This is a genomic window from Pseudomonas sp. GW822-FHT02D10 (genome assembly GCF_058802345.1).
The window spans coordinates 56,113-78,667 of sequence record NZ_JBXAOB010000011.1; the positions used below are offsets into that span (position 1 = coordinate 56,113).

The 22,555-nt window shown below is 58.8% G+C and carries 22 protein-coding genes and 2 pseudogenes; 10 read left to right on the forward strand and 14 right to left on the reverse strand.

The features are described 5' to 3' along the window. Positions 1–90: 90 nt before the first annotated feature. From AC1RPZ_RS18365 to AC1RPZ_RS18400, 8 genes and pseudogenes are all read right to left on the reverse strand, one after another. Positions 91–186: pseudogene (locus AC1RPZ_RS18365) on the reverse strand (hypothetical protein); the annotation flags it as partial. A gap of 16 nt (positions 187–202) precedes the next feature. Then, positions 203–505, reverse strand: coding sequence for a hypothetical protein (locus AC1RPZ_RS18370; protein ID WP_493138377.1), 303 nt, complete (start codon positions 503–505; stop codon positions 203–205). 530 nt (positions 506–1,035) lie between these two features. Beyond that, positions 1,036–1,422, reverse strand: a complete 387-nt coding sequence (locus AC1RPZ_RS18375) for a hypothetical protein (protein ID WP_493138378.1) — start codon at positions 1,420–1,422, stop codon at positions 1,036–1,038. Beyond that, complete coding sequence (locus AC1RPZ_RS18380) at positions 1,419–1,802, reverse strand: hypothetical protein (protein ID WP_493138379.1); 384 nt, start codon at positions 1,800–1,802, stop codon at positions 1,419–1,421. The genes AC1RPZ_RS18375 and AC1RPZ_RS18380 overlap by 4 nt, the downstream gene beginning before the upstream one ends. Positions 1,803–2,030: 228 nt before the next feature. After that, positions 2,031–2,753 (reverse strand): annotated as a pseudogene (locus AC1RPZ_RS18385) (DUF4225 domain-containing protein). Continuing rightward, on the reverse strand, positions 2,750–3,235 hold the full coding sequence (locus AC1RPZ_RS18390) for an Hcp family type VI secretion system effector (protein WP_493138380.1): 486 nt from the start codon (positions 3,233–3,235) through the stop codon (positions 2,750–2,752). The pseudogene AC1RPZ_RS18385 and the gene AC1RPZ_RS18390 overlap by 4 nt, the downstream one beginning before the upstream one ends. A 156-nt stretch (positions 3,236–3,391) precedes the next feature. Next, the gene (locus AC1RPZ_RS18395) at positions 3,392–4,216 is read right to left on the reverse strand and encodes an SDR family oxidoreductase (RefSeq protein ID WP_493138381.1); all 825 of its coding nucleotides are present in this window, start codon (positions 4,214–4,216) and stop codon (positions 3,392–3,394) included. A 223-nt stretch (positions 4,217–4,439) separates the two neighbouring features. Beyond that, the gene (locus AC1RPZ_RS18400; RefSeq protein WP_493138382.1) at positions 4,440–5,480 is read right to left on the reverse strand and encodes a threonine aldolase family protein; all 1,041 of its coding nucleotides are present in this window, start codon (positions 5,478–5,480) and stop codon (positions 4,440–4,442) included. A 334-nt stretch (positions 5,481–5,814) separates the two neighbouring features. On the opposite strand from AC1RPZ_RS18400, the gene glyA reads away from it, so the two are divergent. The 7 genes from glyA to fdhA all read left to right on the forward strand — a co-directional run bounded on the left by glyA (position 5,815) and on the right by fdhA (position 14,808). Then, entirely contained in the window at positions 5,815–7,068 is a 1,254-nt protein-coding gene (gene glyA / locus AC1RPZ_RS18405) for a serine hydroxymethyltransferase (RefSeq protein ID WP_123426518.1), read from the forward strand. 23 nt (positions 7,069–7,091) lie between these two features. Beyond that, positions 7,092–8,342 (forward strand): sarcosine oxidase subunit beta, encoded by a 1,251-nt coding sequence (locus AC1RPZ_RS18410; RefSeq protein WP_262112936.1) that lies wholly within the window; start codon positions 7,092–7,094, stop codon positions 8,340–8,342. 14 nt (positions 8,343–8,356) lie between these two features. After that, positions 8,357–8,686 carry a sarcosine oxidase subunit delta gene (locus tag AC1RPZ_RS18415; RefSeq protein WP_123426519.1) on the forward strand — a complete coding sequence of 110 codons (330 nt, stop codon included), beginning with the start codon at positions 8,357–8,359 and terminating at the stop codon, positions 8,684–8,686. Next, positions 8,683–11,700, forward strand: coding sequence for a sarcosine oxidase subunit alpha (locus AC1RPZ_RS18420; RefSeq protein WP_493138383.1), 3,018 nt, complete (start codon positions 8,683–8,685; stop codon positions 11,698–11,700). Before AC1RPZ_RS18415 ends, AC1RPZ_RS18420 begins: the two co-directional genes overlap by 4 nt. Before the next feature lie 166 nt (positions 11,701–11,866). After that, positions 11,867–12,499 (forward strand): sarcosine oxidase subunit gamma, encoded by a 633-nt coding sequence (locus AC1RPZ_RS18425; protein WP_216743916.1) that lies wholly within the window; start codon positions 11,867–11,869, stop codon positions 12,497–12,499. Positions 12,500–12,543: 44 nt separating this feature from the next. After that, positions 12,544–13,401, forward strand: a complete 858-nt coding sequence (purU, locus tag AC1RPZ_RS18430; RefSeq protein ID WP_493138384.1) for a formyltetrahydrofolate deformylase — start codon at positions 12,544–12,546, stop codon at positions 13,399–13,401. 207 nt (positions 13,402–13,608) lie between these two features. After that, positions 13,609–14,808, forward strand: a complete 1,200-nt coding sequence (fdhA, locus tag AC1RPZ_RS18435) for a formaldehyde dehydrogenase, glutathione-independent (RefSeq protein ID WP_019693988.1) — start codon at positions 13,609–13,611, stop codon at positions 14,806–14,808. A gap of 70 nt (positions 14,809–14,878) precedes the next feature. Here fdhA and AC1RPZ_RS18440 read toward each other — a convergent pair whose 3' ends face one another. The 3 genes from AC1RPZ_RS18440 to AC1RPZ_RS18450 are packed head-to-tail and all read right to left on the reverse strand — an operon-like array spanning position 14,879 to position 16,842. Then, positions 14,879–15,553 (reverse strand): anti-sigma factor, encoded by a 675-nt coding sequence (locus AC1RPZ_RS18440; RefSeq protein ID WP_493138385.1) that lies wholly within the window; start codon positions 15,551–15,553, stop codon positions 14,879–14,881. Then, positions 15,550–16,194, reverse strand: a complete 645-nt coding sequence (locus AC1RPZ_RS18445; protein ID WP_493138386.1) for a sigma-70 family RNA polymerase sigma factor — start codon at positions 16,192–16,194, stop codon at positions 15,550–15,552. Before AC1RPZ_RS18445 ends, AC1RPZ_RS18440 begins: the two co-directional genes overlap by 4 nt. Before the next feature lie 54 nt (positions 16,195–16,248). Then, a complete protein-coding gene (locus AC1RPZ_RS18450) occupies positions 16,249–16,842 on the reverse strand; it encodes a fasciclin domain-containing protein (protein ID WP_493138387.1) in 594 nt (197 codons plus the stop codon). Between the two features lie 224 nt (positions 16,843–17,066). Between AC1RPZ_RS18450 and AC1RPZ_RS18455 the strand changes: the two genes are divergently transcribed. Beyond that, entirely contained in the window at positions 17,067–17,627 is a 561-nt protein-coding gene (locus AC1RPZ_RS18455; RefSeq protein WP_493138388.1) for a DUF2780 domain-containing protein, read from the forward strand. A gap of 269 nt (positions 17,628–17,896) precedes the next feature. Then, the gene (gene rloA2, locus AC1RPZ_RS18460; protein WP_493138389.1) at positions 17,897–18,400 is read left to right on the forward strand and encodes a retropepsin-like aspartic peptidase RloA2; all 504 of its coding nucleotides are present in this window, start codon (positions 17,897–17,899) and stop codon (positions 18,398–18,400) included. 20 nt (positions 18,401–18,420) lie between these two features. On the opposite strand, the gene AC1RPZ_RS18465 is transcribed toward rloA2, so the two are convergent. From AC1RPZ_RS18465 to AC1RPZ_RS18475, 3 genes are all read right to left on the reverse strand, one after another. Then, positions 18,421–19,050 carry a glutathione S-transferase N-terminal domain-containing protein gene (locus AC1RPZ_RS18465; RefSeq protein WP_493138390.1) on the reverse strand — a complete coding sequence of 210 codons (630 nt, stop codon included), beginning with the start codon at positions 19,048–19,050 and terminating at the stop codon, positions 18,421–18,423. Positions 19,051–19,137: 87 nt separating this feature from the next. Continuing rightward, positions 19,138–19,845, reverse strand: a complete 708-nt coding sequence (locus AC1RPZ_RS18470) for a 3'-5' exonuclease (protein WP_493138391.1) — start codon at positions 19,843–19,845, stop codon at positions 19,138–19,140. Then, positions 19,842–21,782 carry a putative nucleotidyltransferase substrate binding domain-containing protein gene (locus tag AC1RPZ_RS18475; RefSeq protein ID WP_493138392.1) on the reverse strand — a complete coding sequence of 647 codons (1,941 nt, stop codon included), beginning with the start codon at positions 21,780–21,782 and terminating at the stop codon, positions 19,842–19,844. Before AC1RPZ_RS18475 ends, AC1RPZ_RS18470 begins: the two co-directional genes overlap by 4 nt. Before the next feature lie 244 nt (positions 21,783–22,026). Between AC1RPZ_RS18475 and AC1RPZ_RS18480 the strand changes: the two genes are divergently transcribed. After that, positions 22,027–22,473 (forward strand): response regulator, encoded by a 447-nt coding sequence (locus AC1RPZ_RS18480; RefSeq protein ID WP_493138393.1) that lies wholly within the window; start codon positions 22,027–22,029, stop codon positions 22,471–22,473. The last annotated feature ends 82 nt before the right edge of the window (positions 22,474–22,555 follow it).

The following is a 22,555-nucleotide window of genomic DNA, read 5'->3' on the forward strand; positions in this document are numbered from 1 at the left end:
CGCGTAGGAGCTGCCGAAGGCTGCGATCTTTTGACTTTGCTTTTCAAGATCAAAGGATCGCAGCCTTCGGCAGCTCCTACAGGGTCAGGCTCAGGCGCTCATCACTTCCCGAATATCCGCCGCCAACTCCCGTACCCGCTCTACCTCGGTATCCCACGAGCACATGAAGCGTGCGCCGGATTTGCCAGAAGGTGCAGAAGCGCTAACCCTTGGCTTTATACCCCGCCTCCATCTGCCCCATCCGCAACTGAATCACCTCCAGCACCGCGCAACCTTCGCGGGTGAGCAAATGCACGCCACGGGTGACGCGGGTCAGGTCGCAATCGGAGATGCCTTTGAGGGACAGGCTGGTCAAGGTGTCCATCAGGTCGCGCACCACCGTGAACCGGTGCGCGGCGCACGCGGCCAGGTCGCTGAGTTCTTTGTGGGTGTTGATGAAGAGCACGGGGGTTGCAGAGTCGTAGGTATCGACGGGGAGATAACGAGGCATGACTTGTTCGTTCATGGGTGCAGCTCCTACTGAAAGAGCTTCCACCTTTCGCGGCCAAGCGAAAGAGGTGGCAGCTGTACGCGGGTTGGCCGACCGGGTAGGAGAACCGGCACACCCGAAGGTGTCCCACGCACAGCCACCGCAAACGATATTCAGATAAAAGACTCTGAAACGACGTTATTAGCGCTGACGCCTACCTACACTCGACCGGCCAAGGTCATTCGCGGATTTTGCCGCGAGCTCAAACTATAGGAGCGATGCTGAAGCGCGGCAACAGAGTACGTTGTCGGAAAGGTCTTGGAAAGTTGTGGGGTTGGGCAGCAGCGAGCATGAAGCAACTTTTATCTAACCCTGTGACCAATAAAAGCAGCAACTAAATATAAAGCGATGCCAGCCCATAGACTATTTCTTATTAGCTTTCTAAATGTCCTCTCATTAACATGCTTGCCATAATTATCGATAGCCATGGCTAAAAGCCCCATTGGGCTGTTTTCCCTTCAGCTCCTTCAAACGCAGCCGAGCGCTATATAAGGTCTGGTGGTCGTTTAGAGAAGATCGAACTCGGCTATCACTCCAATTCCAAACATTACGAATAGGAGTACTAGTCCGATTTTGTGCAAGACCACCAATGTGCGTTTAAGTTTAGAGGGGAAGTTATTTATATCATCGGCGCTGATGCCTCCGCGCTTTATGTAGTACTTGGGAAAGGTGAGAAAGCTGGCGATGCCACCGACCACCAATATCTTTCCCCACGGCCCACCGTGTCTAAGAGGCGCCAAGGTTGTAGCCGCAGGGCTGCTCTTGAAGCAGCTAAGCAAAAAATCAATTTTGGAATAGCCCATATGCAATACGACTCCAATGTAAATAAAAATTCCTCCAAAATCCAACAGCCCGACAACTAGAAATATTTTATCTGCGGTATTTAGGCTCACTTGATGGCCTCATAAATTTTATCGGCCATTTGTTCGCCGCCTTTTCCACCAATATATCCTCCGGCAAAAGACGCTGCTCCGACCACAACAACACCACACACAAGTAAGGAAGTTCCCCCCGTTGGTACACCCAATAGACCTAAGCCAGCACACAGCTTCGCAACAGCGGGAGCAGCTAAACTTAAACCTGATCCTGTAATAGCTCCTCCCGCAATCCCACCAACAAAGCTCCCGGTTTCTGTGAATTTCACCTTTTCACAGGCCTCTGCATTGCCTTCAGCGCACACGCCCTGGATTACTTTCGCGAAAACCAGCGTCTCGGTTTTTCTTTGCTTGGAATACAAACAGTTTGAAAAATAGCGCTTATAAATGCGATCCACCGAACCAAATAATTACTCACAAGAAAATCTTTGGATGATGGGAAAAATAAAATATAGCCGTAACGGGCTACATTTAATTGAATCACCCCCCAAAGCATGGACAATGCAAAGCAAATCCAGAACCATTTAGGTTTAAAATTAGCTCCGGAAAAGTTTTTGGAGATAGAGCGAAATGCTAAAAATCCGATTAGTGAAAAAAACAAATAAAAAGTTGTTGTAATCGACGTGCTATTTTCCATGTTCTTTAGCTTCTAAGTACATGGAGTTTATTGTCACTCCATCAGATAGCACTTCGAACGATAGTGCTGCTTTACTTACGTTAACATATCCGCGAACATAATCTGTTTTTACATATCTAAACAGGCGCCATGCATCTGGCTTTAATACCAGTCTACCGACGCCATATGCGGACATTCCCAAGTCAACGGCCCCATAAGCCATATCCGCTTCAAATACTCCGGCGCCCATCATTTTTGCGACCTCCTGGTAACCCTTCCTGACGAGCCCCTGTGTATCTGAGCGGCCTTCCCATAAGTTTCGTCCGTTTTCATACGCATTGTTGGCCCCATGAGCCATCAAAGGCGCACCAGCGAAAAGGCACAGCGTACCGACTGAGCCGTAGCATATCCCTGCACCTGCTGCGAATTGAAGTGCTCCGGCAATTGCACCGACGCCTTTTTGAGCAACTTCCAATGACTGGATCAGTAGGTTGCTCTGCTATTTCTTTATTTCCTTCAGACCCTGTTCAGGGCTTTTTTTGCCCTGTTCAACGTCATTAACAATGCTTCTTGCGAAATAAGAAACCTCTCGGTTAAATTGCAAGCGCAGCGTGCCATCTTTAATATGTCGAGCACCTAATGTGCAGGCTTGATTTGCCAAATAATTCGCAGCATGGCTTACCTTCCAAAAATCGCAGCTGCTTGGCTTGCCATTATCCTTTAGCCGCCTCATTCGTTACTTTCCCTTGAACTGTACCCGCTGGTTCCTGCCAGGTGGTGCGTCCAGATAATGTCACGATAGCGAATAGCAACATGCTCTTGAGGTTCGACGTCATTTTGCAAAACCACATGGGGCATATCAACCGTCAGGTCTGAAATAATGCCGCCCCTAATCTCTACCGTGTAGAATTTCTCTTGCAAGCCAAATGAAGAAATCCGGTAAAAACTAATCGAGCAGTTTATTTCTTCTCTACTTGAGAGTGCCTGACTGAGTAAGGGAGATGATTTATCAACGTTCTTTGTGATAATAATTGGATTGTGCGTTGGCTTATTAATATTTCCAACATTGGCCATGTTATGACTGTAAGACAGCACCATGATTTCGTCGGCATGCCCTGTTTGACACTTGTTGCCAATAGACGCTGGGGTTGAGCACCCCGCTGAAATCAGTCCTTGAGCCTTGCCGGTGATGGTCATGTAACCATGATTAGCCATAAGTACCACTCCTTGTAGTCAGGACGGGCAGTCTACGACAAGGATTTCAAGTATTTATGTAGGTCGATTCCGAAAATTGACTAATGAAGTGAGTTCGGTGCAAGCCCATGCCGATCCCGTTCACAGCGTGGGATCGGTGGTGCCGACGGCAGCGGCTCAATCGATAAACAGATCCGTCATCAGCGGGTCGTTTGTATCGGGTGCGAATCGATAATGTTCAAATGCCGTCACGCCGTGTTCGCGAAGTATTTCCTCATCGATCAGCAAGCGCCCGGTGATGCTGCGGTTGGCGCTGCTCAGAATCACATGCGCCGCATCGGCCATGATCGCCGGCGTACGCGCATGCTTGAACGACTCACGCGACCCCAGCTGAAATTCGATAGCGGCGGTGGCGATCATGGTCTGTGGCCACAGCGAGTTGACGCTGATGCCGTAATTCTTGAATTCCTCGCTCATGCCCAGTGTCAGCATGCTCATGCCGTACTTGGTCACGGTGTAGGGGCTGTATTGAGCGAACCATTTGCTCGCCAGATTCAGCGGCGGGGAAAGGTTGAGGATGTGTCCACCGGTCTTTTTCAGATAGGGCAGGGCGACCTGGCTGCACAGCAGGACGGCGCGGGTGTTGATCTGGTGCATCAGGTCGAAGCGCTTGAGTTCGATGTGCGCAACCCCGGTCAGCTTAATGGCCCCTGCATTGTTGATCAGCGCATCAATACAGCCGAAATGCTCGCTGGCTTTGGCCATTGCCTCTCGCACCGCGACTTCATCGCGCACATCTACTTGCAGGGCCAGGGCCTTGCCGCCCGCGGCTTCGACTTCCTGCGCGACGCTGAAGATGGTACCGGGCAGTTTGGGGTGGGGTTCGGCGCTTTTGGCGGCAATCACGATGTTGGCCCCGTCCTTTGCTGCTCGCAACGCGATCTCGCGGCCGATCCCACGGCTGGCGCCAGTAATGAACAGGGTTTTGCCTTGTAGTGACATGCGTTCGCTCCTGATTGTTTTTATCTGAACGGATAGAAACGGCTCGCCAGTCAATGTAGACGAAGTCTTTCAAGGCGAGCGATCAGGGAAGAAGGGATGGCTGTTGTCGCGAGGGAGAGCGGTATGCGCGGTCCCCGTAGGAGCTGCCGAAGGCTGCGATCTTTTGATTTTGATTTTTAAGATCAAAAGATCGCAGCCTTCGGCAGCTCCTACGGGGTCAGGCTCAGGCGGTCATGACCTCGCGAATATCCGCCGCCAATTCCCGCACGCGCTCTACCTCGGTATCCCACGAGCACATGAAGCGGGCGCCGCCTTTGCCGATGAAGGTGTAGAAGCGCCAGCTCTTGGCGGTCAGGGCGGCGACGGCCGATTCCGACAGTTGCAGGAACACGCCGTTGGCTTGCACCGGGAACATCAGTTCAACGCCTGGAATGTCGCTTACCAGCTCGCTCAGCAGCTGCGCGCAGTAGTTGGCGTGGCGGGCGTGTTTGAGCCAGGCTTCGTTTTCCAGCAGACCGACCCACGGGGCCGAGAGAAAACGCATCTTCGAAGCCAGTTGCCCGGCCTGTTTGCAGCGGTAGTCGAAGTCTTCAGCGAGTTTCTGGTTGAAAAACAGAATCGCCTCACCCACCGCCATGCCGTTTTTCGTGCCGCCGAAGCACAGCACATCTACACCGGCTTTCCAGGTCAGATCGGCGGGCTCGCAATTGAGGAACGCGCAGGCGTTGGAGAAGCGTGCGCCGTCCATGTGCAGGTTCAGGCCCAGCTCTTTGCAGGTGGCGCTGATAGCGCGGATTTCTTCCGGGGTGTAGACGCTGCCGACTTCGGTCGCCTGAGTCAGGGTCACGACGCGGGGTTTCGGGTAGTGGATGTCCTGACGCTTGAGGGCGATTTCGCGGATCGATTCCGGGGTCAGCTTGCCGTTTTCGGTGCGTGCGATGAGCAGCTTGGAGCCGTTGGAGAAGAATTCCGGCGCGCCGCATTCGTCGGTTTCGACGTGGGCGGTTTCCGAGCAGATCACGCTGTGGTAACTCTGGCACAGCGACGACAGCGCGAGCGAGTTGGCCGCGGTGCCGTTGAAGGCGAAGAACACTTCGCAGTCGGTTTCGAACAGTTTGCGGAAATCGTCCGAGGCACGCGCAGTCCACTCATCGTCGCCATAGGCGCGTTGGTGGCCTTGATTGGCCTGCTCCATGGCGGCCCAGGCTTCCGGGCAGATGCCGGAATAGTTGTCGCTGGCGAATTGTTGGCTCTTGTCGGTCATGGCCGGCTCCGTGGTCGATGATGGTGCGCACTGTACCCAAGATGGGCGGGGGAGCACACGCGATGTGTCTGTCAGAAAAATACAAAGACGTTAGGCAATTATGCACATGTCCACGCGCGACGTTGTGTTGAACCTGCGCAGGCGCTGCCGAGTGTGTCGCGAGCGCCGGTCAGTGGTCGCTCTTTGGGCGTATGTCGTAAACGCACCTTTGCGTGGCGTCCATAGGCATTTGACCTGTCTGCGCCGGCCATACCATCGCATCCAAAGGGCACTGCCGAAAGGTACGTGCCTCACCGAGACGAAAGGCGCACAAGCCGCCGCTGGGAGAGACGCGATGTTCAGCAAGCAAGACCAGATCAAGGGTTACGACGATGCACTGCTGGCGGCGATGAATGCCGAGGAGCTGCGCCAGGAAGATCACATCGAGCTGATCGCGTCAGAGAACTACACCAGCAAGCGTGTCATGGAAGCGCAAGGCAGCGGCCTGACCAACAAATACGCCGAAGGCTATCCGGGCAAGCGCTACTACGGTGGCTGCGAGCACGTCGACAAGGTCGAAGCGCTGGCCATTGAACGCGCCAAACTGCTGTTCGGTGCCGATTACGCCAACGTCCAGCCGCACTCCGGCTCGTCGGCCAACAGCGCCGTTTACCTGGCCCTGCTGCAAGCTGGCGACACCATTCTCGGCATGAGCCTGGCCCATGGCGGTCACCTGACCCACGGCGCCAAGGTGTCGTCCTCGGGCAAGCTGTACAACGCCGTGCAGTACGGTATCGACACTAAAACCGGCCTGATCGACTACGACGAAGTCGAGCGTCTGGCCGTCGAATGCAAACCGAAGATGATAGTCGCCGGCTTCTCGGCTTACTCCAAGACTCTGGACTTCCCACGTTTCCGTCAGATCGCCGACAAGGTGGGTGCGCTGCTGTTCGTCGACATGGCGCACGTTGCCGGTCTGGTCGCTGCCGGCCTGTACCCGAACCCGCTGCCGTATGCCGACGTGGTGACCACCACCACCCACAAGACCCTGCGCGGTCCGCGTGGCGGCCTGATCCTGGCCAAGGCTAACGAAGAAATCGAGAAAAAGCTCAACGCGGCAGTCTTCCCCGGTGCCCAGGGCGGCCCGCTGATGCACGTGATCGCCGGTAAGGCGGTGTGCTTCAAGGAAGCGCTGGAGCCAGGCTTCAAGGTCTATCAGCAACAAGTGATCGACAACGCTCAGGCGATGGCCGGCGTTTTTATCAAACGTGGCTACGATGTAGTGTCCGGTGGTACTGACAACCACCTGTTCCTGGTGAGCCTGATCCGTCAGGGCCTGACCGGTAAAGAAGCCGACGCCGCTTTGGGTCGTGCCCACATCACCGTGAACAAGAACGCCGTACCGAACGATCCACAATCGCCGTTCGTCACCTCGGGTCTGCGTATCGGCACCCCGGCGGTCACCACGCGCGGTTTCAAGGTTACCCAGTGCGTTGAGCTGGCTGGCTGGATCTGCGACATCCTCGACAACCTCGGCGACGCCGATGTCGAGGCCAACGTTGCCAAGCACGTGGCGGCCCTGTGCGCGGACTTCCCGGTTTATCGCTGAGCGCGGTTTTGGAGTAAATGACTATGCAACGCTACTCAGGCTTCGGCCTCTTCAAACACTCCCTCAGCCACCACGAAAACTGGCAGAAGATGTGGCGCACGCCGACCCCGAAAAAGGTCTACGACGTGGTCATCGTCGGCGGCGGCGGGCATGGTCTGGCGACCGCCTACTACCTGGCCAAGGAGCACGGCATCACTAACGTGGCCGTGGTCGAGAAGGGCTGGCTGGGCGGCGGTAACACCGCGCGCAACACCACCATCGTGCGTTCCAACTACCTGTGGGACGAGTCGGCGCACCTGTACGAACACGCGATGAAACTCTGGGAAGGTCTGTCCCAGGACCTGAACTACAACGTGATGTTCTCCCAGCGTGGCGTTTACAACCTGTGCCACACCCTGCAGGACATTCGTGATTCCGAGCGTCGGGTCAGCGCCAACCGCCTCAACGGCGTCGACGGCGAACTGCTCACTGCTCAGCAAGTGGCTGACGAGATTCCGTACCTCGACTGCTCGAAAAACACTCGCTACCCGGTGATGGGCGCTACCGTTCAGCGTCGCGGCGGCGTGGCCCGTCACGATGCCGTGGCCTGGGGCTTTGCCCGTGCCGCTGACGCATTGGGCGTGGACCTGATCCAGCAGACCGAAGTGATCGGTTTCCGCAAGGAAAACGGCGTGTGCATCGGCGTTGAAACCAACAAGGGCTTCATTGGCGCCAAGCGCGTCGGTGTGGTCACGGCGGGTAACTCCGGGCACATGGCCAAACTGGCCGGTTTCCGTCTGCCGATCGAATCCCACCCGCTGCAAGCGCTGGTGTCCGAGCCGATCAAACCGATTATCGACAGCGTGATCATGTCCAACGCCGTGCACGGTTACATCAGCCAGTCCGACAAGGGCGACCTGGTGATCGGCGCCGGCATCGACGGCTACAACGGCTATGGCCAGCGCGGTTCGTACCCGGTGATCGAACACACCATCCAGGCCATCGTCGAGATGTTCCCGGTGCTGTCTCGCGTACGCATGAACCGTCAGTGGGGCGGCATCGTCGACACCACGCCGGATGCGTGCCCGATCATCTCGAAAACACCGGTGCCGAACATGTTCTTCAACTGCGGTTGGGGCACTGGTGGTTTTAAAGCGACTCCAGGCTCGGGCAACGTGTTTGCCGCAAGCCTTGCCAAGGGTGAAATGCACCCGTTGGCTGCACCCTTCTCCATCGACCGTTTCCACAACGGTGCGCTGATCGACGAACACGGCGCTGCTGCGGTCGCCCACTAACAGGAGAAATCCCTATGTTGCACATCTTCTGTCCTCACTGCGGCGAACTGCGCTCCGAAGAGGAATTCCATGCATCCGGCCAGGCGCACATCCCGCGCCCACTGGACCCGAACACCTGCACCGACGAGGAGTGGGGCGACTACATGTTCTTCCGTGACAACCCACGCGGGTTGCACCACGAGCTGTGGGATCACGTCGCCGGTTGCCGTCAGTATTTCAACGTCACCCGTGACACCGTGACCTACGAGATTCTCGAAACCTACAAGATCGGCACCAAGCCACAGTTCACCGACAAGACTGAAAGTCCGAAAGCGGCCGCGCAGGCTCTGGGAGCGAAGGTATGAGCCAGATCAATCGCCTGTCCAACGGTGGACGGATCGACCGCAACAAAGTCCTGAGCTTCACCTTCAACGGTCAGATCTACAAAGGCTTTGAAGGCGACTCCCTGGCCGCTGCACTGCTGGCCAACGGCGTCGACATCATCGGTCGCAGCTTCAAGTATTCGCGTCCTCGCGGGATCTTCGCCGCAGGCGCTGAAGAACCGAACGCGGTGCTGCAGATCGGTGCCACCGAAGCCACGCAAATTCCTAACGTACGCGCCACCCAACAGGCGCTGTACCAGGGTCTCGTCGCCACCAGCACCAACGGCTGGCCGAGCGTGAACAACGACATGATGGGGATTCTCGGCAAGGTCGGCGGCAAGCTGATGCCACCGGGTTTCTACTACAAAACCTTCATGTACCCGCAATCGTTCTGGATGACTTACGAGAAGTACATTCGTAAAGCCGCAGGTTTAGGTCGTTCGCCGACCGAAAACGATCCGGACACCTACGACTACATGAACCAGCACTGCGACGTGCTGATCGTCGGCGGTGGCCCGGCGGGTCTGGCGGCTGCCCTGGCGGCTGCGCGCAGCGGTGCCCGAGTGATTCTGGCCGATGAGCAGGAAGAGTTCGGCGGCAGCCTGCTCGATACCCGTGAGAGCCTCGACGGCAAACCGGCCACCGAATGGGTGGCCAGCGTGATCGCTGAGCTCAAGGGCTTGCCGGACGTGCTGCTGTTGCCTCGTGCGACTGTCAACGGTTACCACGACCACAACTTCCTGACCATTCACGAACGCCTCACCGATCACCTCGGCGACCGCGCCCCGATTGGCCAGGTGCGTCAGCGTATCCACCGGGTTCGCGCCAAGCGCGTCGTGCTGGCGACAGGCAGCCACGAGCGTCCGCTGGTCTATGGCAACAACGACGTGCCGGGCAACATGCTGGCCGGTGCAGTCTCGACTTACGTGCGCCGTTACGGCGTTGCGCCGGGCAAGAAAATGGTGCTCTCCACCAACAACGATCACGCTTACCGCGTGGCGCTGGACTGGCTCGACGCCGGCCTGCAAGTGGTGGCCGTTGCCGATGCGCGGAGCAATCCACGCGGTGCGCTGGTCGAAGAAGCACGCGCCAAAGGCATCCGTATTCTGACCGGCAGTGCCGTCATCGAAGCACGCGGCAGCAAGCGCGTGACGGCTGCTCGTGTTGCAGCAATCGACGTCAAGGCGCACACAGTTACCAGCCCTGGCGAATGGCTTGAATGCGATCTGGTCGCCAGTTCCGGCGGCTACAGCCCGGTGGTTCACCTGGCGTCGCACTTGGGCGGCAAACCGATCTGGCGTGAAGACATCCTCGGTTTCATCCCGGGTGAAGCACCGCAAAAACGCGTATGCGTTGGCGGCATCAATGGTGTCTACAGCCTCGGCGATTCTCTGGCCGACGGTTTTGAAGGCGGCGTGCGCGCAGCCAGCGAAGCCGGTTTCAAAGCGGTCGAAGGCGTATTGCCAAAAGCCCTGAGCCGTCTGGAAGAGCCGACGCTGGCGCTGTTCCAGGTGCCACACGAAAAGGCTACCGCACGGGCGCCGAAGCAATTCGTCGACCTGCAGAACGACGTCACCGCTGCCGCCATCGAACTGGCGACCCGCGAGGGCTTCGAGTCGGTCGAGCACGTCAAACGCTACACCGCGCTGGGCTTCGGTACTGACCAGGGCAAGCTCGGCAACGTCAACGGTCTGGCCATCGCCGCCCGTTCGCTGAACGTGACCATCCCGCAGATGGGCACCACCATGTTCCGCCCGAACTACACGCCGGTGACTTTCGGTGCGGTAGCCGGTCGTCACTGTGGGCACATCTTCGAGCCAGTGCGTTACACCGCGCTGCACGCCTGGCACGTGAAGAACGGCGCCGAGTTCGAAGACGTCGGTCAGTGGAAACGTCCTTGGTACTTCCCGAAAAACGGTGAAGACCTGCATGCCGCGGTCAAACGCGAATGCCTGGCCGTGCGCGAAAGCGTCGGTCTGCTCGATGCGTCGACACTCGGCAAGATCGATATTCAAGGCCCGGATACGCGTGAGTTCCTCAACCGCATCTACACCAATGCCTGGACCAAGCTCGACGTGGGCAAGGCTCGCTATGGCCTGATGTGTAAAGAAGACGGGATGGTTTTCGACGACGGCGTCACTGCCTGTCTGGCCGACAACCACTTCGTGATGACCACCACCACCGGCGGCGCTGCACGCGTACTGCAATGGCTGGAAATCTATCACCAGACCGAATGGCCAGACCTGAAGGTGTACTTCACCTCGGTCACCGACCACTGGGCGACCATGACCCTGTCCGGGCCGAACAGCCGCAAGCTGCTCAGCGAAGTCACCGACATCGACCTGGACAGGGACGGCTTCCCGTTCATGACCTGGAAAGAAGGTCTGGTGGGCGGTGTGCCAGCGCGGGTGTTCCGGATCTCGTTTACCGGTGAGCTGTCGTACGAAGTCAACGTGCAGGCCGACTACGCCATGGGCGTCCTGGAAAAAATCGTCGAGGCGGGCAAGAAGTACAACCTGACGCCGTACGGCACTGAAACCATGCACGTCCTGCGGGCCGAGAAGGGTTTCATCATCGTCGGCCAGGACACGGACAGCTCGATGACCCCGGACGACCTGAACATGGGCTGGTGCGTCGGTCGCACCAAACCGTTCTCGTGGATCGGCTGGCGTGGCATGAACCGTGAAGACTGTGTGCGTGATCAGCGCAAACAGTTGGTCGGCCTCAAGCCGATCGACCCGACCAAATGGCTGCCGGAAGGTGCGCAACTGGTGTTCAACACCAAGCAAGCGATCCCGATGAGCATGGTCGGTCACGTGACCTCCAGCTACGCCCACAACTCCCTTGGCTATTCGTTTGCCATGGGTGTGGTCAAAGGCGGCTTGAAGCGTATCGGCGAGCGTGTGTTCGCGCCGTTGGCCGACGGCAGCGTGATCGAAGCGGAAATCGTTTCTTCGGTGTTCTTCGATCCGAAAGGCGATCGCCAGAACATCTAGTGGCCTCGAATCCTGTGGGGTGGCAGCTGCACCGCGTTGACTGCATCGCGAGCAAGCTCGCTCCCACAGGAGATCGCGTAACCCTTGTGGGAGCGAGCTTGCTCGCGATGGCGGCAGAGTTGCCACCACCAGGGCCGGAACCAACAGAATTCAAGACAGGTGCTTTATGACCACAGCCAACGTTTACCAACAGCGCCCAACCACTGGGGCAAAGGCCGAGTCGTCGTTGCACCACGCGGGCCTGCAAAGCCTGGTGGGCAAGGGCCGTAAAAACGCCGGTGTCACCGTGCGTGAGAAAAAACTCCTGGGTCACCTGACCCTTCGTGGCGATGCCCACAACCCGGCCTTCGCCGCTGGCGTGCACAAGGCCCTGGGCCTGGAACTGCCAGTCGCCCTGACCGTGGTCGCCAAAGGCGAAACCAGCCTGCAATGGATGGGCCCGGACGAGTGGCTGCTGATCGTGCCGAGCGGTGAAGAATTCGCCGCCGAGAAAAAACTGCGCGAAGCGCTGGGCGATCTGCACATCTCCATCGTCAACGTCAGCGGCGGTCAGCAGATTCTCGAGCTGAGCGGCCCGAAAGTCCGCGAAGTGCTGATGAAGTCCACCAGCTACGACGTGCACCCCAACAACTTCCCGGTGGGCAAAGCGGTGGGCACGGTGTTCGCCAAGTCGCAACTGGTGATTCGCCATACCGCAGAAGACACTTGGGAGCTGCTGATTCGCCGCAGCTTTTCGGATTACTGGTGGCTGTGGTTGCAGGATGCGGCGGCTGAGTATGGCCTAAGCGTTCAGGCGTAACACAGAGACGTCACCGGTCACCCACGAACAGGAGTCACCGCACTATGAGCCGCGCACCAGACACATGGATTTTGACCGCCGATTGCCCAAGTGTCTTGGGCACGGTGGATGCGGTGACCCGTTTTCTGTTCGAACAGGGTTGCTACGTCACCGAGCACCACTCGTTCGATGATCGGCTGTCCGGCCGCTTCTTCATTCGCGTGGAGTTCCGTCAGCCCGGCGCCTTCGACGAACAGGCGTTTCGCGCAGGTCTGGCCGAGCGGACCGATGCGTTCGGTATGGTTTTCGAACTGACCCCGCCGCACCACCGGCCCAAAGTGGTGATCATGGTCTCCAAGGCCGATCACTGCCTCAACGACTTGCTGTATCGCCAGCGCATCGGTCAATTGTCGATGGATGTGGTCGCGGTGGTGTCCAACCACCCGGACCTCAAGCCGCTGGCCGACTGGCATGGCATTCCCTATTACCACTTCCCGCTCGACCCGAACGACAAGCCCGCGCAAGAGCGGCAGGTCTGGCAGGTGATCGAAGAGTCCGGCGCCGAGCTGGTGGTGCTTGCGCGCTACATGCAAGTGCTGTCGCCGGAGCTGTGTCGCAAGCTCGATGGCAAAGCGATCAACATCCATCACTCGTTGCTGCCCGGTTTCAAAGGCGCCAAGCCATATCACCAGGCCTACAACAAGGGCGTGAAACTGGTGGGCGCCACGGCGCATTACATCAACAACGACCTCGACGAAGGTCCAATCATCGCCCAAGGCGTGGAAGCAGTGGATCACAGCCATTACCCCGAAGACCTGATTGCCAAAGGCCGGGATATCGAAGGGCTGACGTTGGCAAGGGCCGTTGGGTATCACATTGAAAGACGAGTGTTTTTGAACGCCAACAGAACAGTAGTTCTATAGATCGCCATCGCGAGCAAGCTCGCTCCCACATTGGATTCAGGGTGTGACTGAGATCTGTGCATGACACAAAACCCTGTGGGAGCGAGCTTGCTCGCGATGAGGCCCTTACAGACAACACAAGACTCACAGGCAATAACCCGAGCAATCAACGCGCCGCCGATCCAGGGCGACGCGACCGCTACATAAAAACAACAGCGAGGTGAAAGCATGTCTGGTAATCGTGGTGTGGTGTATCTCGGCAATGGCAAGGTCGAAGTACAGAAAATCGACTATCCCAAAATGCAGGACCCGCGCGGCAGGAAGATCGAACACGGTGTCATCCTGCGTGTGGTTTCCACCAACATCTGTGGTTCGGACCAGCACATGGTGCGCGGTCGTACCACGGCCCAAACCGGTCTGGTGCTGGGCCACGAGATCACCGGTGAAGTGATCGAGAAGGGCAGCGATGTCGAAAACCTGAAAATCGGCGACCTGGTCTCCGTGCCGTTCAACGTTGCTTGCGGGCGCTGCCGTTCCTGCAAGGAAATGCACACCGGTGTCTGCCTGAGCGTTAACCCGGCGCGTCCGGGCGGTGCTTACGGTTATGTCGACATGGGTGACTGGACCGGCGGCCAGGCCGAATACGCGATGGTGCCGTATGCCGACTTCAACCTGCTGAAACTGCCGGATCGCGATCGGGCCATGGAAAAAATCCGTGACCTGACCTGCCTCTCGGACATTCTGCCGACCGGTTACCACGGCGCAGTGACTGCAGGCGTTGGCCCGGGCAGCACCGTTTACATCGCCGGCGCGGGTCCGGTTGGCTTGGCAGCTGCCGCTTCCGCTCGCCTGCTGGGTGCTGCGGTGGTGATCATCGGTGACGTCAATCCGATCCGTCTGGCTCACGCCAAGGCTCAGGGTTTTGAAATCGCCGACCTGTCGACAGACACCCCGCTGCACGAACAGATCGCCGCGCTGTTGGGCGAGCCAGAAGTGGATTGCGCCGTCGACGCCGTGGGCTTCGAAGCCCGTGGTCACGGGCATGCCGGCGTGAAACACGAAGCACCGGCCACCGTGCTCAACTCGCTGATGGGCGTGGTTCGGGTTGCCGGCAAAATCGGTATCCCTGGCCTGTACGTGACTGAAGATCCGGGTGCAGTCGATGCCGCCGCAAAAATGGGCAGCCTGAGCATCCGCTTCGGTCTGGGCTGGGCCAAATCCCACAGCTTCCACACCGGCCAGACCCCGGTGATGAAGTACAACCGCCAGCTGATGCAGGCGATCATGTGGGACCGCATCAAGATTGCCGACATCGTGGGTGTTGAGGTCATCAGCCTCGACGACGCGCCACGTGGTTACGGCGAATTCGATGCCGGTGTACCGAAGAAGTTTGTGATTGACCCGCACAAGTTGTTCAGCGCGGCGTAAGGCTTAGGGCAAGACGGAAAAAAGGGCGACAGTGATGTCGCCCTTTTTTATGGTTGATGGGTTAACAGATTCACAACCCCGCTAACGCCCCTTGATACAACACCGGCCCGGTCGGTTGTCCGGTCGGTGAACCGCCTTCAGGTTCAAGGCTGACCGCCAGCGCTATCGGTTTACCCAGCAGCGCGTGCTGTTCATCGCTCAACACAACTCGACCTTTACCACCGACTGGGATGACACCCAGCGAGATCGGTTTGCCATCCGCTGGAATCGCCCACAATTCGAGGCTGCGTCCTGGGTCGACGGCGGCCAGGGTCAACGGTTCGATTTGCAGATAATCGTCGTGAGCCTTGATCCGCAAGGCAGGCTGCGCGCTGGCGCTGAGCAACGTTGCACTGTACTGGGCGCTGTCGCGGTTATAGAAAATGCCCAGGGTCACCGCCACCAGCAGCGAGCAGGCCGCGACCGTTACGCGCAACCCGTTCCAGAATGGACGTTTAGTCGGCACGTGCAGTTCTTGCGGCTCGATGCGCGCGTTGATGGCCGCCCACACCCGATCGGGTACGGGCACTTCCACCCACGGTTCGTTGAGGCTGGCCAGGCTTTCTTGCCACTTGGCCAGTTCAACGCGCAGCTCGGCGTCGTCCAGCAGCAGCTGTTCGAAGCGTCGGCGGGCGGCGGCGGGCATCAGGCCAATGGCGTAGTCGGCGGCGAGGGCACGGCGCAGGCGTCTGTTTTGATAGTTCATGATTCAAGGCACCTGCGCAGGCGCTCCATACCGCGGCGAATCCAGGACTTGACCGAGCCCAGTGGCGCCGCCAAATGGTCGGCCAGTTCAGAGCAGGACAACCCCTGAAAGTAGGCCACGGTAATTGATTGGCGCTGCATACCGTCAAGGGTCTCCAGGCAGCGCTTCAGCGCGTTGGCTTCGCGGCCACTGCTGAGTAATTCATGGGCCGAGGGCGCTTCGTCGACCAGCGCCTGTTCTTCCCGTTCGCTGAGACGCCGGTCGCGGTGTTTGCGTAACTGGTCGATGGCCTGGTTGCGGGTGATGTTGATCATCCAGGTCATCGGCGCCGACAAATGCGCCTGGTAGCGCGAGGCGTTGTTCCAGATACGCACGAAGCTTTCCTGCAGCACTTCTTCAGCCAGGTCGCTGCGCCCCATGAAGCGCAGGGCCACGCCATGCAGGCGCGGTGCAACACTGCGGTAGAGCGTCTCGAATGCACGGCGGTCGCCCAGTGAGCATTGGGCGAGTAGCTGTCTGAGCGGTTCGGTGTCGGCGGTGGAAATGACCATTCTCCAGGCAATGTCAGTCGGCATGCGTTGTCGGTTGCAGGCAGGGTTGCAGGCAGAGGTTAGTTCACGGCGCGCAGTTGTTCCATTCACGGCGACAGACCTCAAGGCAACGCCGGCCCCGATGCACAGGGCCGGCGTCAGCGCTTAGCTTTTCGGCATCAGCACTTTGTCGATGACTTGAATCACGCCGTTGGACTGGTACACGTCGTAGGTAGTGATGTCGGCGGTGGCGCCTTTTTCGTCCTTGAGGGTGATGTTGTGCGGGCCGTTCATCGTCACCCACAGCTTGCCGCCGCTGACGGTGGTGAGTTCGGCTTTACCGCCGCCGGCCTTGATCTGCTGGGCCAGCGTCGCCATGTCGAGTTTCCCGGCGACCACGTGGTAGGTGAGGATGTGGGTCAGCGTGGCTTTGTTGGCGGGTTTGAGCAGGGTGTCGACGGTGCCGGCGGGCAGGGCGGCGAACGCCGAGTTGACCGGTGCGAACACGGTGAACGGGCCCTTGCCCTTGAGCGTGTCGACCAGGCCAGCGGCTTTCACGGCAGCGACCAGGGTGGTGTGATCCGCCGAGTTCACGGCGTTATCGATGATGTCTTTGCTCGGCATCATGGCTTGGCCGCCGACCATCACAGTGTCGTGGCTCATGTCTGCCGCTTGCACAGTGTTGAGGGCTAAACCGCAGGTCACGGCCAGGCTCAGCAGGCTGGCGATCAACGGAGCTTTAATCGAAGTGCGCTTCATGGTGATTGTCCTAGTTGAGGAATCGGCCAGGAATGTCTGTCCGTGCTTGATATACGCAGCCAGGCAAACAGTGGATGCAGCGCCGGAAAAATATTTCTGAACTGGATTTCAGACGGGGCGGTGCGCTGCACAATGGCCGGGAACGATTAGTGTCACGACCAGTCAAACGGCTGGTTTTCACCACTTGATTGCAGGTGGCTTTCAGGGTTCAGGAGTTCGTCTCGATGAAGATTTCACGCGGTTTTGCTTTGGCTTCGCTCTTGACTCTGGCGACCGGCCCGGTCTTCGCCGCCGGATTCAGTCTGAACGACGTGGCCGGTGCCGTATCCGGCATGCAGGGCGGCGATAACGCGACGACAGCGCCAACTTCGCAAACAGCGGGTTTGCTGACTGCGTTGAGTTCGCTGGACGTGACCCCGGAACAGGCCATCGGCGGCGCGGGTGCCATGTTGGGCCTGGCGAAGAACCAGTTGAACTCGACCGATTATTCACAATTGACCAAAGACGCGCCGGGCCTGGGCATGCTGTCGGGTAACGGTGGTCTGGGTTTGCTGGGCGGACTGCTCGGTGGCTCGTCCGGCAAGTCGTCGCCTCTGGACAGTGTCTTGGGCAACCTGGACAACGTGAAGAACACCAATGACCTGAACAGTGCCTTCAGCGCGCTGGGCATGGATGGCGGCATGATCGGCCAGTTTGCGCCGATTCTTCTGCAATACCTTGGTCAGCAGGGTGTTGGCGGATCACTGCTCAATAGCCTCGGCGGGATCTGGGGCGCCGACGGCTGATTCAGCCCGCTCGGCGCACAAGGTGTCGATGCGAGAGTCTTTCTCGGTCCATCTCCAGATCCTTGCCTTGCAACTCCGGGTGGCTGACGAATGTTTCACTTGTCTCGGGTTATGTTCGTTCCCTTAAGATTTTGTTGACCGGGAAAAGATCGCAGCCGCGGCGCAGGAGCTGCCGAAGGCTGCGATCTTTTGATTCTGACGGACAACGAACCCATTGCACGGCGGCGGTCTGAAATTCCGCTGCCCCTCTTCCGAAGGAAATCCATTACGTGAAATCCGTCCTCGCATTGTTGTCCCTTCTGGCCCTGCCGGTCATGGCGGCCGAGCCGACCCTGTATGGTCGTTACGAATACATCAAACTGCCGGAAATCGGTGGCCAGGTCCTCAAGGCCAAGATGGACACCGGCGCGCTGACGGCTTCCCTGTCGGCCAAGGACATCGAGACCTTCACCCGCGATGGCGAAGACTGGGTGCGCTTCCGTCTGGGGACCAAGGATGCGAGCAACAAGGTTTTCGAACACAAAGTCTTGCGGATCAGCAAAATCAAAAGCCGCGCCGACGAGGACGATGAAAAGGACGCGGCGGACGTCGCCAAGCGTCCGGTCGTCGAGCTGGAGCTGTGCCTGGGCAGCATCAAGCGCACGGTCGAGGTCAACCTGACCGACCGCAGCAGCTTCAACTACCCATTGCTGATCGGCGCCAAGGCCTTGCGTGAGTTTGGTGCGGCGGTGAACCCGGCCAGACGCTTTGTCGCGGATAAGCCTGACTGCTAATTGGCGCGACTACCGCAGATTCAAACCGGTGGCTGAGTCGCGAGCATCGACGGCCGCTGACAGACCTCGGTAAACCAGGTGCTGAGTTGCGGGTTGGTCTTGCGCCATTCCAGGTCCGGGTGACGGAAATCCAGATAACCCAGGGCGCAGGCGACGCTGATGGCCGCGACGTCGAAATGGCTGCTCAGCTCGGCGATGGCATCGGCTTCCAGCACCGCCAGGGCACGGCGGATTTTGTCGCGCTGGGCGTCGAGCCATTGGTCCCAGTGTTTCTCCGGGGCGCGCAGGGCGAGTTCGTAACGGATCATCACCGACGCGTCCATGATCCCGTCGGCCAGCGCGGCCAGGGTCAGGCGCCGCCAGCGTGCCGAGCCTTCGCGAGGGATCAGCGGGTTGCCGACATGTTGCTGGTCGAGGTAATCGAGGATCACCCGGCTGTCATACAACACATTGCCGTCGGCCAGGCGCAGCGCCGGGATTTTGCCCAGCGGATTGTCCTGGTTCAACGCAGCGTCCGGGCTGACCGGGCTCAGTTGGCTGTGTTGCAGCGTCACGCGGTCCAGTTGACCGGTTTCGTGCAGCAGCACCATCACTTTGCGCACGTAAGGCGAGGCAGGGTTGTGGAACAAGGTCATGCTGGGGGCGGACATGGACATTCCTCGGCGGTCATCAGGGAGCAGAGGCTTAGCCTAGTAAGTTCCGATGCGGCTGGCGAGGGGTTTGATGGTGTTGGTTTTTTAAAACGAAGGGGCCTGCTGCCGGCGTTTCCACTGGCTCAACCGCTGTTGCAGGTTCAGTGGGCTGTGAATCTGCTGCGCGCGCGCGCGGTTGAACAGGATCAACGCCAACTCGGCGGTGGCCATGGCATCGGCGCTGGCGTTGTGACGCTCGAAGACCTGCAACTTGAACCAGTCGATCCAGTCGTCCAGCCCGGCTTCACGGATGTTCGCCTGTGGACACAGCAGCGGGGCCATGTCGGCAACGTCGAGGAACGGATGCTGCAAGCGATAACCCAGGCTGTCCTTCAAGGCGCGCCCGAGCATGTGCTGGTCGAACGGCGCATGAAACGCCAGCAACGGACTGTCACCGACGAATTCCATGAACTCCAGCAAAGCGTCCAGCGGATCACAGCCAGCAGCAATCGCGCTCGGGCCGAGGCCGTGAAGCAACACGCTAGGCCCGAGTTTATGGTCGCGGCGTTGTAAGGTTCGCTCGAACTGCTGACTGAAATCGATCGCGCCGTCTTCGATCACCACGGCACCGATCGACAGCACCACGTCCTTGTTCAGGTTCAACCCGGTGGTTTCCAGATCGACCACCACCCAGCGTTGCTCGCGCAGGCTGCATTCGCCCAGCGTCGGGGCACTCGGCAGTTGGTCCAGGCGTTGTTGCTGCGCGGCCGTCAATGTCGGACCTGCGCAGCGCAGCCAGGAAAACAGCTTCATAACTGATACCGCAGGGTCAGGCTGCTTTGCAGGCGTTGAGCCTGGCGCAGGGATTCACGCAGGATTCGCCGGTCCAGATGATTCAAACTCTCCGGATCGACCCGATTGGAATAGGGCAAGTTTTCGCGGCTCTGTCGCTGATGCTGCTGCATGCGGGTTTGCTGGATGAAGTGGTAGGCCTCCTCATAGGCCGCGCCGTCCAACGGATCGATGACTTCTTTGGCCACCAGTTGGCGAAAGCGCTCCAGGGTATTGTTGACTCCGATGCCATTGGCCAGCGCCAATAGCCGGGCGCCGTCGACAAAGGGTGTCAGCCCCTGGACTTTCAGGTCGAGGGTGGCTTTCTCACCGTTCTTTTTCGCCAGCACGAACTCGCGGAATCGCCCGACGGGCGGGCGTTGGCGCAGGGCGTTCATGGCCAGCATGCGCTGGAACAGTCGATTGTCCGCCACCTGATCGAGAATCGCGCGGCGCAACTGCTCGCAGCCGTGCTCATCGCCCCAGACCACCCGCAGGTCAAAGTAGATACTCGACCCCAGCAAATTCTCGGGCGTTGCTTCGCGAATAAATGCTGCGAAACGGCGCGCCCATTCGGCACGGGACAAACACAGCTCGGGGTTGCCGGCCATGATATTGCCCTTGCACAGCGTAAAGCCGCAGAGCGCCAGGCTCTGGTTGATCTGCTGGGCGATCGGCAACAGCTTGCTGCGAATTTCGGCCGCATGCGCCGCATCGCGCGCGTCAAAGAGAATGCCGTTGTCCTGATCGGTGTGCAGGGTCTGCTCACGGCGGCCTTCGCTGCCGAAGCACAACCAGCTGAACGCTATGCCGGGGTCACCCTTGTCGGCCAGGGTCAGTTCAATGACCCGACAAACGGTGTGATCGTTGAGCAAGGTGATGATGTGGGTGATCTGGGTCGAGGACGCGCCGTGGGCGAGCATGCGCTCGACCAGTTGACCGATTTCACCGCGCATCGCCACCAGGTTTTCTACCCGTGGTGCGCTGCGAATGGTCCGTGCCAAGTGCACCAGATCGACGCGTTGCAGGGAAAACAGGTCGCGTTCCGAAACCACGCCGCACAACCGTTGATCCTTCACCAGGCAGACGTGGGCAATATGCCGTTCGGTCATGGCGATGGCCGCATCGAACGCGCTGTGGTCCGGCGTCAGGAAGAACGGCGCCTGGGTCATGTGCTGCTCGATGTTCTGGCTGAAGTCGCTGGTGCCATCGGCGACCACCTGACGCAAGTCGCGCAAGGTGAAAATCCCCAGCGGGGCCTTCTGTTCATCGACCACCACGATGCTGCCGACCTGTTGTTCGTGCATCAGGGTCACGGCTGCGCGCAGTGGGGTCGTCGGACTACAGGTCACGGGATGGCGCATCGCCAATTCGCCGAGGCGGGTATTGAGCGAATACTGGGTGCCGAGGGTTTCCACGGCTTTTTGTTGGACTTGCTGATTGACCTGATCGAGCAGGCTGCTGACGCCACGTAGGGCAAAGTCGCGAAACGTGCTGGAAAGGGCGAACAGCTTGATGAAGGCCAGCTTGTTCAGCTGTAGGCAAAAGGTGTCTTCGGCGGCCAGGTGTTCGGTGCGGGTCGCGCGCTCACCCAGCAGAGCGGCGAGGGGGAAACACTCGCCGGTGGTGATTTCGAAGGTGGTTTCGGTGCCGCCCTTGGCGGTGTGCGGACGTTCGCCGACCACTCGGCCTTGCTTGACGATGTAAAAGTGCTCAACCGGTCCGTCCGCGGGCTTGATGATGCTCTCGCCCGGGCCGTAGAAGCGCAATTGGCACTGTTCGACCAGGTAGGCCAGGTGCGCGTGTTCCATCTGATTGAACGGCGGGAAACGCTGAAGGAACTGCAAGGTGCCCTGGATGTTCTGCAACACCGCGGTTTTCCCTGCCTGGGTGAAAGCATCCGCTTTACTCATAACCATGACCGCAGTCTTTTTCGATTTGTTGTTGTCGGAGTGTCTACTATCGTCGGCTCCTGCGCGCAGAGTGCCCATTGGACGTAAGTCTAGGTAAAGCGAGATTTCGGAAATGCCCTACGCTGTAAGTGCGCAAAACCGCTGGTTAGCCCACTTGGAAAACTATCCGACGAAGCGCACATTTGAGCTCTGCTTAGCGATGTCCGACTATGGTGCTAGGGGATTGATCTAAACATGTGTAGAGAGACTTATGCCCGATCACGATATTTTGAGCGATGCCGAGCGTGAAGCGCTGCATGCGGTCATGCTCGAACCGGATTTGCCGCCGCAGCGGGTGCTGATTGTCGATGATGACAAAGGCGCGCGGGAGCTGCTTTCGAAGATTCTTGCCCTTGATGGCATTCGCAGCATGACGGCAGACAGTGGTGAAAGTGCTCTCAAGCTGTTGAAATCGAACAAGTCGATCGGTTTGCTCATCACGGATCTGCGGATGCAGCAGCTCAGCGGCCTGGAGCTGGTCACCAAGGTTAGGGAGTCGGAGCGGGCGGCGTTGCCCGTCATCATCGTTTCCGGTGATGCCAAGGCCCGTGATGTTATCGATGCCATGCATTTGAGCGTGGTGGATTTTCTGCTCAAGCCTTTCGATCCCCAAACGTTGCTGGCGCTGGTCAAGCATGAGTTGGGAATGGATGTGTGAGCCGCTGAAAAGATCGCAGCCTTCGGCAGCTCCTACAGGTGTACGCGATCCCACGTAGGAGCTGCCGCAGGCTGCGATCTTT

Coding starts and splice junctions, on each gene's coding strand:
- AC1RPZ_RS18370 (WP_493138377.1), bottom strand. CDS start 505: ATGAACGAACAAGTCATGCCTCGTTATCTCCCCGTCGATACCTACGAC.
- AC1RPZ_RS18390 (WP_493138380.1), bottom strand. CDS start 3,235: ATGGCTAATCATGGTTACATGACCATCACCGGCAAGGCTCAAGGACTG.
- AC1RPZ_RS18395 (WP_493138381.1), bottom strand. CDS start 4,216: ATGTCACTACAAGGCAAAACCCTGTTCATTACTGGCGCCAGCCGTGGG.
- AC1RPZ_RS18400 (WP_493138382.1), bottom strand. CDS start 5,480: ATGACCGACAAGAGCCAACAATTCGCCAGCGACAACTATTCCGGCATC.
- glyA (WP_123426518.1), top strand. CDS start 5,815: ATGTTCAGCAAGCAAGACCAGATCAAGGGTTACGACGATGCACTGCTG.
- AC1RPZ_RS18410 (WP_262112936.1), top strand. CDS start 7,092: ATGCAACGCTACTCAGGCTTCGGCCTCTTCAAACACTCCCTCAGCCAC.
- AC1RPZ_RS18415 (WP_123426519.1), top strand. CDS start 8,357: ATGTTGCACATCTTCTGTCCTCACTGCGGCGAACTGCGCTCCGAAGAG.
- AC1RPZ_RS18420 (WP_493138383.1), top strand. CDS start 8,683: ATGAGCCAGATCAATCGCCTGTCCAACGGTGGACGGATCGACCGCAAC.
- AC1RPZ_RS18425 (WP_216743916.1), top strand. CDS start 11,867: ATGACCACAGCCAACGTTTACCAACAGCGCCCAACCACTGGGGCAAAG.
- purU (WP_493138384.1), top strand. CDS start 12,544: ATGAGCCGCGCACCAGACACATGGATTTTGACCGCCGATTGCCCAAGT.
- fdhA (WP_019693988.1), top strand. CDS start 13,609: ATGTCTGGTAATCGTGGTGTGGTGTATCTCGGCAATGGCAAGGTCGAA.
- AC1RPZ_RS18440 (WP_493138385.1), bottom strand. CDS start 15,553: ATGAACTATCAAAACAGACGCCTGCGCCGTGCCCTCGCCGCCGACTAC.
- AC1RPZ_RS18450 (WP_493138387.1), bottom strand. CDS start 16,842: ATGAAGCGCACTTCGATTAAAGCTCCGTTGATCGCCAGCCTGCTGAGC.
- AC1RPZ_RS18455 (WP_493138388.1), top strand. CDS start 17,067: ATGAAGATTTCACGCGGTTTTGCTTTGGCTTCGCTCTTGACTCTGGCG.
- AC1RPZ_RS18465 (WP_493138390.1), bottom strand. CDS start 19,050: ATGTCCGCCCCCAGCATGACCTTGTTCCACAACCCTGCCTCGCCTTAC.
- AC1RPZ_RS18470 (WP_493138391.1), bottom strand. CDS start 19,845: ATGAAGCTGTTTTCCTGGCTGCGCTGCGCAGGTCCGACATTGACGGCC.
- AC1RPZ_RS18475 (WP_493138392.1), bottom strand. CDS start 21,782: ATGGTTATGAGTAAAGCGGATGCTTTCACCCAGGCAGGGAAAACCGCG.
- AC1RPZ_RS18480 (WP_493138393.1), top strand. CDS start 22,027: ATGCCCGATCACGATATTTTGAGCGATGCCGAGCGTGAAGCGCTGCAT.